14 protein-coding genes and 1 pseudogene are annotated in these 14,887 nt (G+C 66.5%); 13 read left to right on the top strand and 2 right to left on the bottom strand.

Annotated elements, in window-relative coordinates:
• From SX243_20065 to SX243_20010, 12 genes are all read left to right on the top strand, one after another.
• The coding region (locus SX243_20065; GenBank protein MDY7095279.1) for a 30S ribosomal protein S1 at positions 1-2,245 on the top strand (2,245 nt) is incomplete at its 5' end.
• Positions 2,246-2,328: 83 nt separating this feature from the next.
• Positions 2,329-2,622, top strand: coding sequence for an integration host factor subunit beta (locus SX243_20060; protein ID MDY7095278.1), 294 nt, complete (start codon positions 2,329-2,331; stop codon positions 2,620-2,622).
• Between the two features lie 273 nt (positions 2,623-2,895).
• A complete protein-coding gene (locus SX243_20055; GenBank protein MDY7095277.1) occupies positions 2,896-3,258 on the top strand; it encodes a DUF6677 family protein in 363 nt (120 codons plus the stop codon).
• 57 nt (positions 3,259-3,315) lie between these two features.
• The gene (locus SX243_20050; protein MDY7095276.1) at positions 3,316-3,513 is read left to right on the top strand and encodes a hypothetical protein; all 198 of its coding nucleotides are present in this window, start codon (positions 3,316-3,318) and stop codon (positions 3,511-3,513) included.
• 37 nt (positions 3,514-3,550) lie between these two features.
• Positions 3,551-4,819 carry a lipid-A-disaccharide synthase gene (lpxB, locus tag SX243_20045; protein MDY7095275.1) on the top strand — a complete coding sequence of 423 codons (1,269 nt, stop codon included), beginning with the start codon at positions 3,551-3,553 and terminating at the stop codon, positions 4,817-4,819.
• Positions 4,816-6,750 carry an ABC transporter ATP-binding protein gene (locus tag SX243_20040; GenBank protein ID MDY7095274.1) on the top strand — a complete coding sequence of 645 codons (1,935 nt, stop codon included), beginning with the start codon at positions 4,816-4,818 and terminating at the stop codon, positions 6,748-6,750. Before lpxB ends, SX243_20040 begins: the two co-directional genes overlap by 4 nt.
• An 85-nt stretch (positions 6,751-6,835) precedes the next feature.
• Complete coding sequence (locus SX243_20035) at positions 6,836-7,714, top strand: YicC/YloC family endoribonuclease (GenBank protein MDY7095273.1); 879 nt, start codon at positions 6,836-6,838, stop codon at positions 7,712-7,714.
• A complete protein-coding gene (gene gmk / locus SX243_20030) occupies positions 7,704-8,345 on the top strand; it encodes a guanylate kinase (GenBank protein MDY7095272.1) in 642 nt (213 codons plus the stop codon). The genes SX243_20035 and gmk overlap by 11 nt, the downstream gene beginning before the upstream one ends.
• Before the next feature lie 87 nt (positions 8,346-8,432).
• On the top strand, positions 8,433-8,675 hold the full coding sequence (gene rpoZ / locus SX243_20025) for a DNA-directed RNA polymerase subunit omega (protein MDY7095271.1): 243 nt from the start codon (positions 8,433-8,435) through the stop codon (positions 8,673-8,675).
• 20 nt (positions 8,676-8,695) lie between these two features.
• Complete coding sequence (locus SX243_20020) at positions 8,696-10,072, top strand: bifunctional phosphopantothenoylcysteine decarboxylase/phosphopantothenate synthase (protein ID MDY7095270.1); 1,377 nt, start codon at positions 8,696-8,698, stop codon at positions 10,070-10,072.
• Positions 10,047-11,003 carry a uracil-DNA glycosylase gene (locus SX243_20015; protein MDY7095269.1) on the top strand — a complete coding sequence of 319 codons (957 nt, stop codon included), beginning with the start codon at positions 10,047-10,049 and terminating at the stop codon, positions 11,001-11,003. The genes SX243_20020 and SX243_20015 overlap by 26 nt, the downstream gene beginning before the upstream one ends.
• Positions 11,004-11,134: 131 nt before the next feature.
• A complete protein-coding gene (locus tag SX243_20010) occupies positions 11,135-12,733 on the top strand; it encodes a bacterial transcriptional activator domain-containing protein (GenBank protein ID MDY7095268.1) in 1,599 nt (532 codons plus the stop codon).
• Positions 12,734-12,752: 19 nt separating this feature from the next.
• On the opposite strand, the gene SX243_20005 is transcribed toward SX243_20010, so the two are convergent.
• Entirely contained in the window at positions 12,753-13,889 is a 1,137-nt protein-coding gene (locus tag SX243_20005) for an AI-2E family transporter (GenBank protein ID MDY7095267.1), read from the bottom strand.
• Between SX243_20005 and SX243_20000 the strand changes: the two are divergent.
• A pseudogene (locus tag SX243_20000) lies at positions 13,888-14,421 on the top strand (NAD(P)-binding protein). The gene SX243_20005 and the pseudogene SX243_20000 overlap by 2 nt on opposite strands.
• A gap of 349 nt (positions 14,422-14,770) precedes the next feature.
• On the opposite strand, the gene SX243_19995 reads toward SX243_20000, so the two are convergent.
• Positions 14,771-14,851 carry a hypothetical protein gene (locus SX243_19995; protein ID MDY7095266.1) on the bottom strand — a complete coding sequence of 27 codons (81 nt, stop codon included), beginning with the start codon at positions 14,849-14,851 and terminating at the stop codon, positions 14,771-14,773.
• Positions 14,852-14,887: the final 36 nt, after the last annotated feature.

Raw genomic sequence — 14,887 nt, 5'->3', positions numbered from 1 at the left:
CGAGAGCGCTCCCGAGGCGGAAGCCGCAAGCGGCGAAGAAGCCGAGAAGGCTGCCGGTGCAGAAGCCCAGGCTGACGAGGCCAAGGCTGAAGAGGCCGCCGGTGAAGAAGCCGCTGACGACGAAGCCAAAGATGCCGACAAGGCCGAGGCGAAGGCCGCGGCTGACGATAGTGACCAGTCGGAGGCCCAGGCCGCCGGCGGTGACGACAAGGGGGACGACGACCAGCCGCCCCCCATCGATCTCGACAGTCTGGGTCCGGACGACGAGCTGGAGTTCGAGGACTTCGCCCGTCTCATCGACGAGAGCATGCACAACCTGGTGGAAGGTGAGATCGTCACCGGCCGGGTGATCAACATCACCGACGACGCGGTGGTGGTGGATGTCGGATACAAGTCGGAAGGCTTGATCCCCATCCACGAGTTCCGCCGTCACGACGGCGAGGTCACCGTCGAGCTCGGAGACGAGGTCGAGGTGCTGCTGGAGAAGACCGAGGACCAGGAAGGCCACGTGCTGCTATCGCGCCAGAAGGCCGAGCGCATGCGCCGCTGGAACGAGGTCGAGAAAGCCTACAAGGACAACGCCATCATCCAGGGCCGGGTCATCGACCGCATCAAGGGCGGCCTGACCGTGGACGTGGGGCTGCGCGCCTTCCTGCCGGGCTCGCTGGTGGACATCAAGCCGGTGAAGAACCTGGAGCAGATGCGCGGCCGGGAGCTGGAGTTCAAGGTCATCAGCCTCGATCGCCGGCGCAACAACATCGTGCTGTCCCGCAAGGCCGTGCTGGAGAAGGAATTCGCCAAGAAGAAGGCGGAGACCCTCAAGAAGCTGGTGGAAGGTGCCCGCATCGAGGGCGTGGTCAAGAACATCACCGACTACGGGGTGTTCATCGACCTCGGCGGCATCGACGGCCTGCTGCACATCACCGACATCTCCTGGGGCCGGGTCAACCACCCCTCCGAGCACTTCAGCGTCGGCGACGAAGTCGAGATCGTGGTGCTCAAATTCGATCCCGAGACCGAGCGCGTCTCCCTGGGCTACAAGCAGAAGTCCGAGGATCCGTGGAACCTGGTGGACAAGAAGTACCCCATCGGCTCCCGGGTCGACGGTCGTGTCGTCAGCCTGGTGGACTACGGTGCCTTCGTCGAGATCGAGGAAGGCGTCGAGGGTCTGATCCACGTCAGCGAGATGTCGTGGACCAAGAAGGTGGTCAACCCCTCCAAGATCCTCAGCGTCGGCGACGAGGTCCAGGCCATCGTCTCCGAGCTGGACATGGGGCAGCGCCGCATCAGCCTCTCCCTGCGCCAGACCGAGCGCAATCCCTGGGAGGAGCTGGCGGACACCTTCCCCGAGGGCTCGATCATCGAGGGCAAGGTGCGCAACCTCACCGATTTCGGCGCCTTCGTCGAGATCACCGAGGGCATCGACGGCCTGATCCACGTCTCCGACATGAGCTGGACCAAGCGGGTCAAGCATCCGTCGGAGGTGCTCAAGAAGGGTGAGACGGTCAAGGCCCGGATCACCAACATCGACACCCAGAACCAGCGTATCTCCCTGTCTATCAAGGAGTTCCGGCCCAACGAGTGGCAGGACTTCGTGGACAGCCACCACGTCGGGGACATCGTCGAGGGCCGGGTGGTGAACACCACCGACTTCGGTCTCTTCGTCGACATCTACGAGGGTCTGGAGGGCCTGGTCCACATCAGCGAGACCGACGTCAACGTCGCCAAGCTGGAAGATTACTTCCGGGTCGGCGATTGGGTCCGCGCCCGTATTCTGCGCATCGAGGAGACCGAGAAGAAGGTCGGCCTGACCATGCGCGGCGTACCCCAGCCCACCCCCGAAGAGATCGAGGAGCTGGAGGCCGCGGACAAGGACGAGGACGAGGAGAGCGACGAGGCCGCTGCCGAGGAGACCACCGAGGCTGCTGCCGAGGAAGACTCCGACGCCGCCGAGGAGAGCTCCGACGAGGCTGAAGAAGCCGCCGCCGAGGACGCTTCTGAGGAGGCCACCGCGGAGGAGACCACCGAGGCCGCTGCCGAGGAGAGCTCCGACGATGCCGAAGCTTCCGACGCCGAGGCCAGTGAGTCTGCCGAAGAGTCCACCGATGAGGACTCCGACGAGGGCGAGGCGAAGGCCGAAGAGGCCGAAGCCGCCGCCGAGGACGCTTCCGACGACTCCGAGGGCGGCTCTTCTGAAGAAAGTGGTGAAGCCGCTGCCGAGGAGGAGAAAGAGGCGGCCAGCTGATCTGCCGGCCCCGGGAGCGGTGCTCGCCGCTTCCGGGGCCTTCTTATATTGCCAACACTTCACGCCCCAAAGGGGGAGCGACGATGCCGACGCAAGGGGGAATGACCAAGGCCGAGCTGGTCGACGAGGTTGCCAAGTCGACTCAACTCACCAAGAAACACGCTGAGATCATCGTCAATACGGTCTTCGACAGCATTGTCCAATCCCTGCGGGATGGCGAGAAGATCGAGCTGCGGGGCTTCGGCAGTTTCCGCATTCGTCGCCGGGGAGCGCGTATCGGGCGCAATCCCAAAACCGGTGACCGGGTGGAAGTTCCGCCCAAGCGCATTCCCTACTTCAAGCCCGGCAAAGAGCTGCGCGAGCTGCTCAATCAATAAGCGGCCATCGCTTACTAGCCCGGGAGTCCGGTAGCTAGCAGCTCGCCGTTGGCGGGGGCTTTCTCTTCGACTACACACCACGGTGCCCCGGGATCGATCCGCCTGTTGCTCAACAGCATCGGTGACGGGCATTTCTTAGGGGAGTGAGCCACGGTGGCCAGGACTTCGACATCAACGACCGACGGTTCCGGCTCCGAGGAGAGCAGCTCCCCGGCAGCCGAGGCGCGTCCATCCAGCACCGAGAATCCGGCCCAGCCCCCAACCCGGGAGCCGATGGGCAGTCCTTGGATCGCCGCCGGTCTCGCCTGGCTATGCCCCGGGGCCGGACACTTCTATCTTCGACGCTGGGGACGAGGAGTGTTCTTTCTGGTGGTGATCTTCGCCGCCATCTACGTCGGTTGGCGGATCCAGGGCGGTTTGCCCCAGGGGGGAGCAGCACCGCTGGAACGGCTGGCCACTCTCGGCGCCATGGGGATGGGACTGCCCTATTTCATCCTGCGCTTCGGCCTGGAATACGCCGGCGACCTGACGCGGCCGGCCTTCGAGTACGGAGGAGCCTTCCTTCTGGGAGCCGGGCTGATGAACCTCCTGCTGGTGCTCGACGCCTGGGATATCGCCACCGGCCGCAAACCATGATCCTGCGACTGCAGACTTCCGCCCACCCGGCACCGGCCGCCCACTCCGGGAGCTCCCGTGCTCGATAGCCATTTCGGCCTGATGGTGCTCTACGCACTCTTGGTCTCGCTCTTCTTCGCCGGCCTCTGGCGCTACGAATGGCGCGGCCGGATCAAGCTCTTCCTACAGATTTTCCTCGGCCTGCTGGGCGGCGGCCTGCTGCTGGCCTTCTTGATGTTTCCGTTCCCCGCCCAACCCCCGGCTTCCTTCCCATGATTGCTAGCGCTGCCGCCAGGCTCCGGAGACGTCAGCCTTGAGCCGCGACGACCTGCTGCTGGTGGCGGGGGAGGCTTCCGGAGACCTCCACGCTGCCCGTCTGCTCACCGAGATCCGCCGTCTGCGGCCGCAGGTTCGGGCCTTCGGTTTCGGCGGGGGAGAGGTCCGCGCCGCGGGCCTGGAGGCGGTGTCCGACGAGGACATCGCGGTGGTAGGCATCGTCGAGGTGCTCAAGGTTTTGAAGAAGGCGAAGCAGGTCTTTCGCCAGATTCTCGAAGAGGTCGATCGCCGCCGGCCGGCGGTGGCGGTGCTGGTGGATTTCCCCGAGTTCAACCTCCGCCTGGCCAAGGAGCTCAGCGCTCGCGGGGTGAAGGTGGTCTACTACATCAGTCCTCAGATTTGGGCCTGGCGCCGGGGCCGGGTGCGCCAGATCGCCCAGCGGGTAGATCGCATGCTGGTGCTCTTCCCCTTCGAGCTGGACTTCTACCGCGGCCATGGCGTCGACGCTCGCCACGTGGGGCATCCGCTGGTGGACGAAGTACCGGAGCTGGCGCAGGCTTGGGAAGAGAGCTCAGAGTCGCAGCCGAAAGTGCCGGAGGAGGCCCCCTATCGCCTGGCCTTGCTGCCGGGATCCCGTCCCGGCGAGGTCGCTTCGCTGCTTCCGGCGATGCTCGAGGCTGCGGAGCTCATGGCCCGGGAAGTTCCCCTCTTCGTCCGCCTGGTGCGGGCCCCCACGATTTCCGAAGAGCTGGTGCGGCCGATCCTTGAGCGCTCCAAAGTGCCGGTGGAGGTGGTCGGCGGAGCCGGGTCCGGGGGCGCCCAGGACTCCGGAAAGGCCCAGCACGGCCGCTTCGATGCGGTGGCGGATAGTCACCTGGCGTTCTGCGCCTCGGGTACGGCGACCCTGGAGACGGGACTGCTGCGCACCCCCCTCATCGTTCTCTACCGCTTGTCTCTGGGCTCCTACCTGCTAGCGAAGATGCTGGTGCGGCTGCCGTTCTTCAGCTTGGTGAATCTGGTGCTGGAGCGCCGGGTGGTGCCGGAGCTGCTGCAGCATCAGGCATCCCCGGAGGGCGCCGCCCGGGAGGCGTTGGCTCTGCTGCGGGACCGCCGGGCGGTGGATGAGATGCGCCGCGGACTGACGGAGCTGCGGCCCCGGCTCGGCGAGAGGGGCGCCAGCTCCCGGGCAGCACGGGCGGTGTTGGAAATGGTAGAGGGCGGGGCGACGGAGAACGGCTCGACCTTGGCTGGACGAGCTCAGGAGCCCGAGCCCGTAAAGACCGCGGCGTCGGAGGATGCCTCGTGAAGCTGCTGCGCTTCTTCTGGCCTCATCTACGGCGCTACGTGCCATGGGCGGTGACGGCGTTCTTGGCGGTGCTGCTCTTCGCCGCCACCACCGCTGGCATGATCTCCCTCATCGAGCCGATCTTCAGCGAGGTTCTGCTGGCGGGGGACGAAACCCCATCGGCCTTGGGCTTCTTGGGCGGTGACTCCGACGACGAAGGAGCGGCCACTGGGGATTCGGCCAGCGATTCCGCCGAGGCCGCATCCTCTGAAGACGCGGTCGAGGAGCCGGTGCCCATCTGGGAGGAGTGGGCCGAGAGCCTCGACCTCGAGGGCCATCTCACCGCCGCCTACGAGGGCCTGAAGCGTAGATTCGGCATCGATGCCCAGTCGGTGGTGTACTTCCTGCCCCTGCTCTTCGTGCTGATCTACGCCATTCGCAGTCTCGCTTCTTTCGTCAGTGGCTACTCCTTCCAGCGGGTGGGGCTGGGGGTAACCACCGACATCCGCAATCAGCTCTACGGCAAGCTGCTCCAGCAGTCCAGCCGCTTCCACGCCGAGCATTCCTCCGGTGAGCTGGTGAGCCGGGTGGTCAACGACGTCACCATGATGCAGGTGGCGGTGTCCAATCGTCTGCTGGACTTTTTCCAGCAGAGCGCGACCCTGCTCACCATGTTGGTGATGCTGCTCTCCATCCACTTCAAGCTGGCGGTGATCTGCCTGGTGGTGACGCCGGTGATCCTGTACCCCATCGTGCGCTTCGGCAAGGGCATCCGAGGCACCAGCCACCGCAGTCAGGAGCGCATGGCAGACCTGGCCCAGCTGCTGGCGGAGGGTATTCGCGGCCACCGGGTGGTCAAGGCCTTCGGCATGGAGGACTTCGAGCTGGCGCGCTTCTCCCGCGCGACCCACCGCCACCTGCGCGTCAATCTGCGGGCCCAGGTGCTGTCCAACCTGTCGAGCCCGGTGATCGAGACCATGGCGGCCCTGGGCTCGGCGGCGCTGCTCATCTACGCCGGCCAGAGCATCCGCGCCGGCGAGCTCAGCGTCAGCGTGCTGGTGCAATTCCTCACCACGCTGCTGCTCATGTACGACCCCATCCGGCGCCTCAACAAGGTCAATCTGATGCTCCAGGAGGCCCTGGCGGCGGCCCATCGGGTGGCGGATCTCATGCTCTTGCCCAACGACATCGAGGACAATCCCGACGGCCCCCGGGTGGAGACGGTGGAGCAGGGGGTGGAGTTCGAGGATGTGACCTTCGGTTACGACCATCGCCGGGTGCTCAAGGAGATCCAGCTGTCGGTACCGAAGGGGAAGATGGTGGCGTTGGTGGGTTCCTCCGGTGCCGGCAAGTCGACCCTGGTGAACCTGCTGCCGCGCTTTTTCGATCCCGACAGCGGTCGGGTGACGGTGGACGGCGTCGACATCAAGGAGATGCCCCTGGCGAGCCTGCGAGCCCTCATCGGCATCGTCACCCAGGATACGGTCCTCTTCGACGACACGGTGCGCAACAACATCGCCTACGGGCGCTCCGACCTGCCCCTGGAGCGGGTACAGGAGGCAGCCCAGGCGGCCTACGCCGACGACTTCATCCAGCAGCTGCCGGAGGGCTACGACACTTTCATCGGCGAGGGGGGGCTGCGCCTCTCCGGCGGACAGCGTCAGCGCCTGGCCATCGCCCGGGCACTGCTCAAGGACGCTCCCATCCTGATTCTCGACGAGGCTACCTCGCACCTCGACTCGGAGTCGGAAGCGCTGGTGCAAAAGGCCCTCTACAATCTCACCGAAGGTCGTACGACCCTGGTCATTGCCCACCGCCTCTCGACGGTGGTGAAGGCGGACCGCATCGTGGTGATGGTGGACGGGCGGGTGGAGGAGCAGGGCACCCACGACGAGCTGCTGGAGCACAACGGCACCTACCGGCGGCTCTACGATCTGCAATTCGATGCCTGACCACGGGCACACCGAGGGATGACGAGACGGAGCATCAGGCCATGAGCTTTGAGCAAAAGCAGCAGGACCAGCAAGGGGAGCATCCATGCGCAGCATGACCGGCTTCGGACAGGCCTCGGGGGAAGCGGACGGCTGGGCCGTGACCGTCGCTCTGCGCGGGGTCAACAATCGCTTCCTGGACCTGCGCATTCGCCTCGAGGAAGCCCAGGCGAGCAGCGAAGGGGCGTTGCGCAAGGCCCTCGGCGAGGAGCTCCACCGGGGCCGAGTAGAGGTGCGGGTGGACGTGCGGGAGCTGGGGCAGCGGCAGGTGCAGGTGCAGATCGACCGTCCCACCCTCCACACCATCCACGCGGCGCTCCACGGCCTGGCCCAGGAGGGCCTGATCACCGGCGAGCTCGACGCCGGTGACCTGCTGCACATGCCGGATGTCTTTCGGGTGGTCACCGAAACCAGCTCCTGGGACGAGAAGGGACAGGAGCTGCTCCTGGAGGTAGCGGCGCAGGCTTTGGAGCAGATGGTCACCGCCCGGCGCACCGAGGGAGAGCAGCTGCATCGCCTCCTCGGGGGCTTTGTGGATCAGCTGCAGCGGTTGGCTCAAGATCTGGAACGACAGCGGGAGACGGCGGTGGTGGAGATCCGCGCGTCGCTGGAGCAGCGGCTGGAGGCCCTGCTGGGGGACCGCGGTCTCGATCCGCTCCGGCTAGAGCAGGAGGTGGCGGTGCTGGTGGACCGCTCGGACGTGCGCGAGGAGCTCGACCGGCTGGTTTCTCACCTCGAGCATTTCCGCGAGGTGGCGTCGGAGCAAGGGAGCATCGGCAAGCGCCTCGATTTCCTGACCCAGGAAATCCTTCGGGAGCTCAACACCTTGGGCTCGAAATGCCGTCATACCGAGATGATCCGCAGCGTGTTGGAGGCCAAGACGGTGTGCGAGCAGCTTCGGGAGCAGGTGCAGAATGTCGAGTGAGCGCGGCGAGCTATTCATCGTCTCCGCTCCCTCCGGCACCGGCAAGACGACGGTGATTCGGCGGCTGTTGGCCAGCGGCTGGATTCCCCCGGGGAGCCTGCAGTTCTCCATCAGCCACACCACCCGCCAGCCGCGCAGCGGCGAAGCGGACGGCAAGGATTATCTCTTCGTCGAGCCGGCGGAGTTCCAGCAGATGATCGACGAGGGGCGCTTCCTCGAGTGGGCGGAGGTCTACGGCAACCGCTACGGCACTTCCCGGGAGGAGGTGGAGCGGCGGTTGAAGAACGGCGTCGACGTGCTGCTGGAGATCGATGTCCAGGGCGCCGAGCAGGTGATGGCGCAGATGCCCGGTGCCCACGGGGTGCTCATCGTACCGCCGAGCTATGAGGAACTGGAACGCCGTCTGCGCGGACGGGGTAGCGACGAGCCCGGAGCGATCAACCGCCGACTGCGCGTATCCTCCTCAGAAATCGCATGTTACGAGGCCTACGACTATGTTATTATCAACCGCGATGCGGAGCGTGCGGCGCAGGCGATCGCTTCCATTATCTTGGAAAAGCGCCACCGCCGGCAGCGCATGAACAGCGAGATTCAAGCCATCCTCAAGGACTTCTCCAGCATCTCACCTTGAGCCGGCAGGCGCCGATGCGCGGGATCATCTCCCGCGGCAAACCGTTGCCGGCTCGCCGACTCACCGACCACAGGAGCTCTTCCAACGATGCACCGTTTCCCCGACAAGATCGATAGCAAGTTCCGCTACATCCTGGTGGCCGCCGTCCGCGCCGAGCAGATCATGCGCGGCGCGCCCACCAAGGTCGAGCAGGGGGCCGACAAGGCTTCCCGGGTCGCCATGCGCGAGGTCAGCCAGGACCTGGTGGCCTGGGAGCTGGGCCAGCCCGCCGAGCCCGAGCCGGAGCCGGTGGAGGAGGTTGCGGAAGAGCCCGAAGAAGAGGTCAACTGACCCATCCCGAGGAGCCTGGAGTGAGCACCGGGATTCGCGTTCTGCTGGGCGTCAGCGGCGGCATCGCCGCCTACAAGGCAGCGCTTCTGGTGCGCGCTCTCACCAGCGCCGGTCACTCCGTACGCTGCGCCCTCACCCGCTCCGCCGAGGCCTTCGTCAGCCCTCTGACCCTCGAAGTGCTGACGGGCCAACCGGTCTACCGTCAGGAGTATCTGACCCCCACCGACAGCGGTGAGGAGCTGCACATCACCGCCGCCCAATGGGCGCAGGTGCTCTGTCTCTACCCCGCCACCGCCAACCTCCTGGGCAAGCTCGCTCATGGTCTGGCGGACGATTTCCTCACCACCACCGCCCTGGCCTTCACAGGCCCGGTGGTGGTAGCCCCCGCCATGCACAGCGATATGTGGACTCAGCCGGCGGTGCAGCACAACGTAGAGCTGCTCGACGGTCGCGGCGTGGTACGGGTCGGTCCGGTGGTGGGCCCACTGGCCAACGGCGCCACCGGCATGGGCCGGCTGGCGGAGCCGGAAGCGGTGGCAGAGGCGGTGACTGAGGCGGCGGAGAAGGCCGGGCATGAAGAGCGAAGGCAATCGGAACCGCCGACGCCTTCCGGCAGCCCGCAGGACGGCGAGACCCTGCTCCGGCACAGGGTCCTCCTGGGGCGCAAGATGGTCGTCACCGCCGGCCCCACCCACGAGCCGGTGGATCCGGTGCGTTTCCTGGGCAACCGCTCCAGCGGCAAGATGGGCTTTGCCATCGCCGCCGCGGCGGCCCGCCAGGGCGCCGAGGTGATCCTCATCGCCGGACCGGTGCAGCTACCGACTCCCAGCGGGGTTCGGAGGGTGGACGTCACCACGGCCCTCGAGATGGACGCCGCGGTGGCCTCCGAGGTCGGCGCGGCGGACGTGGTGGTGATGACCGCTGCGGTGGCGGACTTCCGCCCCCGGCAAGCCTCCGCCACCAAGATCAAGAAGGGCGAGGGCGTGCCGGAGATCCCCCTCACCCGCAATCCGGACATCCTGAAGGGGCTGGCGGAGAAGGCACCCCAGGCTCTGCGCATCGGTTTCGCCGCCGAGACCGGGGATCCGGAGGTGGAGGCCCGGGCCAAGCTTCAGCGCAAGGGGGCCCACTGGATCGTCGGCAACGATGTTTCGCGCTCGGATATCGGGTTCGGCGGTGAGCACAACGAGGTCACGGTCTATCGTCGGGAAGGGGAGCCCACCTTCCTCTCCCGCCGTCCCAAGGATCAGATTGCCGAAGCGTTGGTGGAGCTCGTTGGGGAGCATTTCGCATCCCAGAAGACGGGCTCCCAGAAGACGGACTCCCTAGAGACAGAATCGAGCCGGGCCCCAGCGGCCGAGGCAGAGCTGGATGAGCGCCAAGAAGTCCTCACCTGACGCCGGTCCCGGGACTCCTCCCGGCTCCGAGGCCGGCACCGACGATCTCGACCCCCTGCTCCAATACCTGGGCGACGTCGGCTACGGCGAGCTCTATTTGCAGTCCCGGGAGTCGGCAGTAGCGCGCCCAACCGCCGGCGAGGCCTCGAGCGCCCCCGCGCACCGGCAGGGTTCCGGACAAGCTGCTCGGAAGGAGACTGGACCGTCCACCGGCCAGCCTGGGCAGACGGGGCAGAGCAGCCAGAGCGGACAGGCCGGGCAGCTCGAGCAGGCTGCGCCTCCCGCCTCTCCCACAGATTCTTCTGCTAGCTCTTCGAGTGAGCCTCCTGCCGAAGCCCCGACTGCCGAAGCGGGAGAGGCCGCTGACTCCGGAGATCCCGTGGAACGGCTCCGCATCCTCGCTCAGGAGGCTTCCACCTGCACCCGCTGTGGCCTCGCCGAGGGTCGTACCCACGTGGTCTTCGGCACCGGGGATCCCCAGGCCCAGCTGATGTTCATCGGAGAGGGGCCCGGTTACCACGAGGACCAACAAGGTGAGCCCTTCGTGGGAGCAGCGGGCCAGTTGCTCAACCGCATCATCCAGGCCATCGAGCTGCGCCGGGAGCAGGTCTACATCGCCAACATCGTCAAATGCCGGCCGCCGCGCAATCGCGACCCCAAGCCCGACGAGGTCTCGGCTTGCATCGGCTACTTGGAGCAGCAGATTCGGCTCATCCGGCCGAAGGTCATCGTCGCCCTGGGACGGGTGGCGGCCCAGACGCTGCTGGGCACCGACCTGTCCCTGGGACGGATGCGGGGCCAGTGGTTCGACTATTTGGGCTGCCAGCTGCGGGTGACCTACCACCCGGCGGCGTTGCTGCGCAATCAAAGCCTCAAGCGACCCACCTGGGAGGATATGCAGGTGGTGCAGACCCGGCTGCGGGAGTCGTGAGCCAACCCGAGACCCCTGGAAAGTCAGGCGGCGAGGGGCCTTCGCCCCAGAGCCGAACCGAAGCGGCTCTACCGTGGCCGCAACGATACGTAGAGCGTCTCCGCCGGCGGTTGGAGGCCGCAGAAGGGCCGGTGATTCGCCTGCGGGCGTGGCCCGGTGCCGGTCGCCGGCTGGTGCTGCGGGAGCTGGCACGGGGGGTGGGCTACCAAGTGCCGCCGACGGTACTGGCGGATGGTCCAGCCCTGGCTCGCAGTCTCGAGCAGGCGCGGGCAGCGGGAGCTCGCTTCCTCGTCTGTCGCCGGCCGCCGAGCACCGTCTCCCCCCGGGCCCTCGATCATCTGCCGTTGGGCTTGCCACTGCTCCTGCCGGTTCCGATGGATCCGCCGATCTCCGAGACGCCCTCGGGGGTCTCGATGGAAGGCGAGGCGGTGCACCCGGCGGAGTGGTTGCTGGAGGCCGAGGAGGTGGCGGACCTCTGGCAGGCGGTGGCGGGGACCAACCTCGATCTGGCCACCGCGGAGACCTGGCGTGCCGCCACGGACGGCTGGTATCTGCCCCTGCGTCTGGCCGCCGAAGCCTTCAGTACCGCCCGCAGCGCTAAGCACTCCGGGCCGGCCCCGGTCTCTTCGGAGCTGGTTCGGCTACCGGCGCTGGATGCCTTCCTCAGCTATGACGTATTGGGCCCGTCGTTGGAGGCTTCGGCGGGGGAGGCGGGTTCTGCCCTCGGCTGGTCACCCGAGGATCCGCGGCTAGAAGGCTTTCGGCTCCTGGATCGGGAGAGCGGCGCCAAGCGTCTACCGGTGCTGCTTCGAGCGTTCCTGGAACGGTCCCAGGACTCGTCGCCGCCCGGCGGGGCGCCGGATTCTGAAGGCGCCGTTTCGCCGGCTTCGGCGACGCGCCCCATCCCATCGCCGGCAACGACAGTCGCGCCCGTCGGAGCGGTGGCCGCTGCCGGCGAAAGCAGCGAACCGCTCTACCAGGTCTTCTTATTCGGCGATGCCCAGGTCCTGCTGAGCCCGCCCCAGGGAGAACCAAGGGAGGTTTCCTGGACCCTCAACCGCGGGCTCAGCCTCTTCGCTTACCTGGCTTCGACACCGGGGCGGCGCGCGGGCAAGGAAGAGCTCACCGAAGCTCTCTTCGCCGGCGAGGGCTCCGAGGCCATCCGGCGCAATTTCCATCCCACCCTCAGCTATCTGCGCCGGGATCTAGGCGGGGGGCGAGACTCCTCGCTCAAGCCGGTGGTCTACCGCAGCGGCGGCTACGAGCTCAACCCGGACTATCGTTGGCGCATTGATCTGGACGCCTTCGAGGCTCACCGGGAGGCGGGCATCGAGCTGCGACGGGCCGGTGATCCCACAGGTGCCGCCGAGCATTTCGCGGCGGCCTGGCGCTTCTATCGCGGCGTGTTTCTCCAGGGTGTGTACGATCCCTGGGCGGCCCGGCGACGGGAGGAACTCTATCGGGCCTACCTGATCCTGCTGCGGGATGTGGGAGAGGTGCGCTCGGAGCTGGGGGACCTGGAACGAGCCCTGGATGCTTATCGGGCCGTGCTCATCGAGGATCCCCTGGAGGAGGCCGTGCAGACCGAGGTCATGCGCATCTACGCCGCCCAGGGCCGCCGAGACCTGGTGCGCCGCCAATACGACCGGCTGAGCGTTCTGCTCCTGGACGAGCTCGGGGTCGAGCCGCTGCCCGAGACCACCGCCGTCTATCACCGGCTAATGGCTTGACGGGGCATGGTGACGGGGATCAGCTCTTGCTCTTGTCTCGTCGCTTGCTCCTGGACCCGGCCATGATCGCCCCCACCGGTCTCCAGCTGGGAATCTGATCCGCCAGCACTTTGATCATGGTGAGAAGAGGGATGGCGATGAGGGCGCCGGTAATACCCCACATCCAGCCCCAGAGGAGAAGCCATAGAAAGACGATGAGGGGGTTCAGGGAGAAACGGCTGCCAACGGTCACTGGGGTGATCAACATGCCTTCCAGCGTGGTCAGGAGGGCATAGAGGCCCGGGGCCAGCAGGGCTCGGGACAGAGGCTCGACACTGGTGTAGGCCACCAGGGCGATGATGGCCACGCCCACCGCGGCCCCCACATAGGGAACGAAGTTGAGCAGCGCCGCCATGGTGCCCCACAGCCACGGGCTGGGGAGCCCGACTCCGTAGGCCACCACTCCCACCAATACCCCCAGACAGGCGTTGATCGCCGAAATGGTCAGCAGATAGGTGGAGATGTCCTGCTCGATGCCGTTGGCGATGAGCTTGGCCCGCCGCCGACTGTGTGGCCGTGCCAGCTGCTGGATGCTGCGTTGCACGATATCGTCGCCGAAGACCAGCAGCAGGTAGAGAATGAAGAGCACCAGCAGCAGATTGCTGGCGAGCAGCCGCAGCCGACGGAAGACGGTTTGACCGGCGGATTCCTCCCGCACCTTTACCGTCTGGTCCTTGCTGCCCTGGTCCATGTCCACCATGTCCTGGACCTGCTCGGCGGCTCGGCCCATATCTTCCACCGGCTTGCGCAGCTCCCGCAGGTCCCGCTCCAGCTGGTTGGCGGTGCGGGGCAGGCGTTGCATCCACCGGTTGGCGGGCTCGGTGAGCTGGGCCAGGCCCACCACGAGGAGACAGCCGATGGCGGCAAGGGCCACCGCGGCTCCCACGGACCGTGGGATCTTGAGCTTCTCGAGCCAGCCCACCGGACCTCGCAGCAGGAAGTTGAGCAACACCGCCAAGAAGATCGGCCTCAGCAGCTCCTGCATGAAGTAGATGAGGGTGAAGCCGAGAACCACGGTGAACAGGAGCAGCGGTCCGCGAAGGGGATGATTCATCTGCGGAGCAGGATCGGGGGAGCTCGTCGGCGGGTGGCTGTCGCGATCAGGCTCTTGAGCCATGGGGGGCCCTCTTCGGCAAGGGATGGATGGACCGGGGGGAAGGGACTCGGATGAAGCGGCTTCCCAGCCCGGTGCCGGACTGCGCGAAGCGTATCAGGGCGGAGATGGAAAAAGGGCGAGGAGCGCCCTCGGAGTGGTGGCGCGATGCAACTCGGGAAACCACCGGGGGAAGCGTGCCTTTACCCGCCGAGGGCTTTGGGGGAGAATGGCGGGGCTCCTGCGGTGGCACGCCGGGTCGCTGCCGCAAAGCTCTCTGAAACGCACTTCTCCTCGCTGCACCCATGCCCAGCTCGCCCGATCCTCGAGGGATGAGGGATCCGAGCCGGTGAGCGAAGGCTCGGCAGGGCGCTCAACGGGAATTTCTCGACGTATGAAAGAACGACAGAATCTGATCCTGGGGGGAGGACTGGCGGGAATGTCCGCAGCCTACACCTTCCAGCAGGCTGGACAGGACGAATGGCAGGTCTACGAGCGGGAGTCCCGGGTCGGCGGGTTGGCGCGGTCGAAGGAGGTCGGGGGGTATAAGTTCGACTATGGCCCGCACATCCTGTTTACCATCGATCCGGAGATGGAGGCGCTGATCCGCGATCTGCTGGGGGACAACTTCCACGCCCAGGAGCGCCAAGCCTACATCTACCACCACGCCCACGATCTCTACACCCAATTCCCGTTCCAGGCCCATCTCGCCGGCCTGCCCATGGAGGTGATCAAGGATTGCCTGGTGGGCCTGGTGCGGGCGGTGGAAAAGCAGGCCCGGGGGGAGTTCAACCCGAGCAATTACGAGGAGTGGATGCGCGGCTTCTTCGGCGAGGGCATCGCCGAGCATTTGATGATGCCCTATGCGCGCAAGATCTGGACCGTCGAGCCCTCTACCATGGATTTCAACTGGATCGGCCGCCGTACAGTGGCAGCTCATCCTGCGATCGATCCGGCACGTAGAGCGCGTACAGGCGCGGCTCCAGGGTCTGGACGAGCCCACCGCCAAGGCGCGTGTCGCG

The sequence above is a fragment of the Acidobacteriota bacterium genome, from assembly GCA_034211275.1.
Taxonomy (GTDB): domain Bacteria; phylum Acidobacteriota; class Thermoanaerobaculia; order Multivoradales; family JAHZIX01; genus JAGQSE01.
The sequence above is the reverse complement of the archived record's forward strand: the minus strand, read 5'-3'. Positions and strand labels throughout refer to the sequence as shown.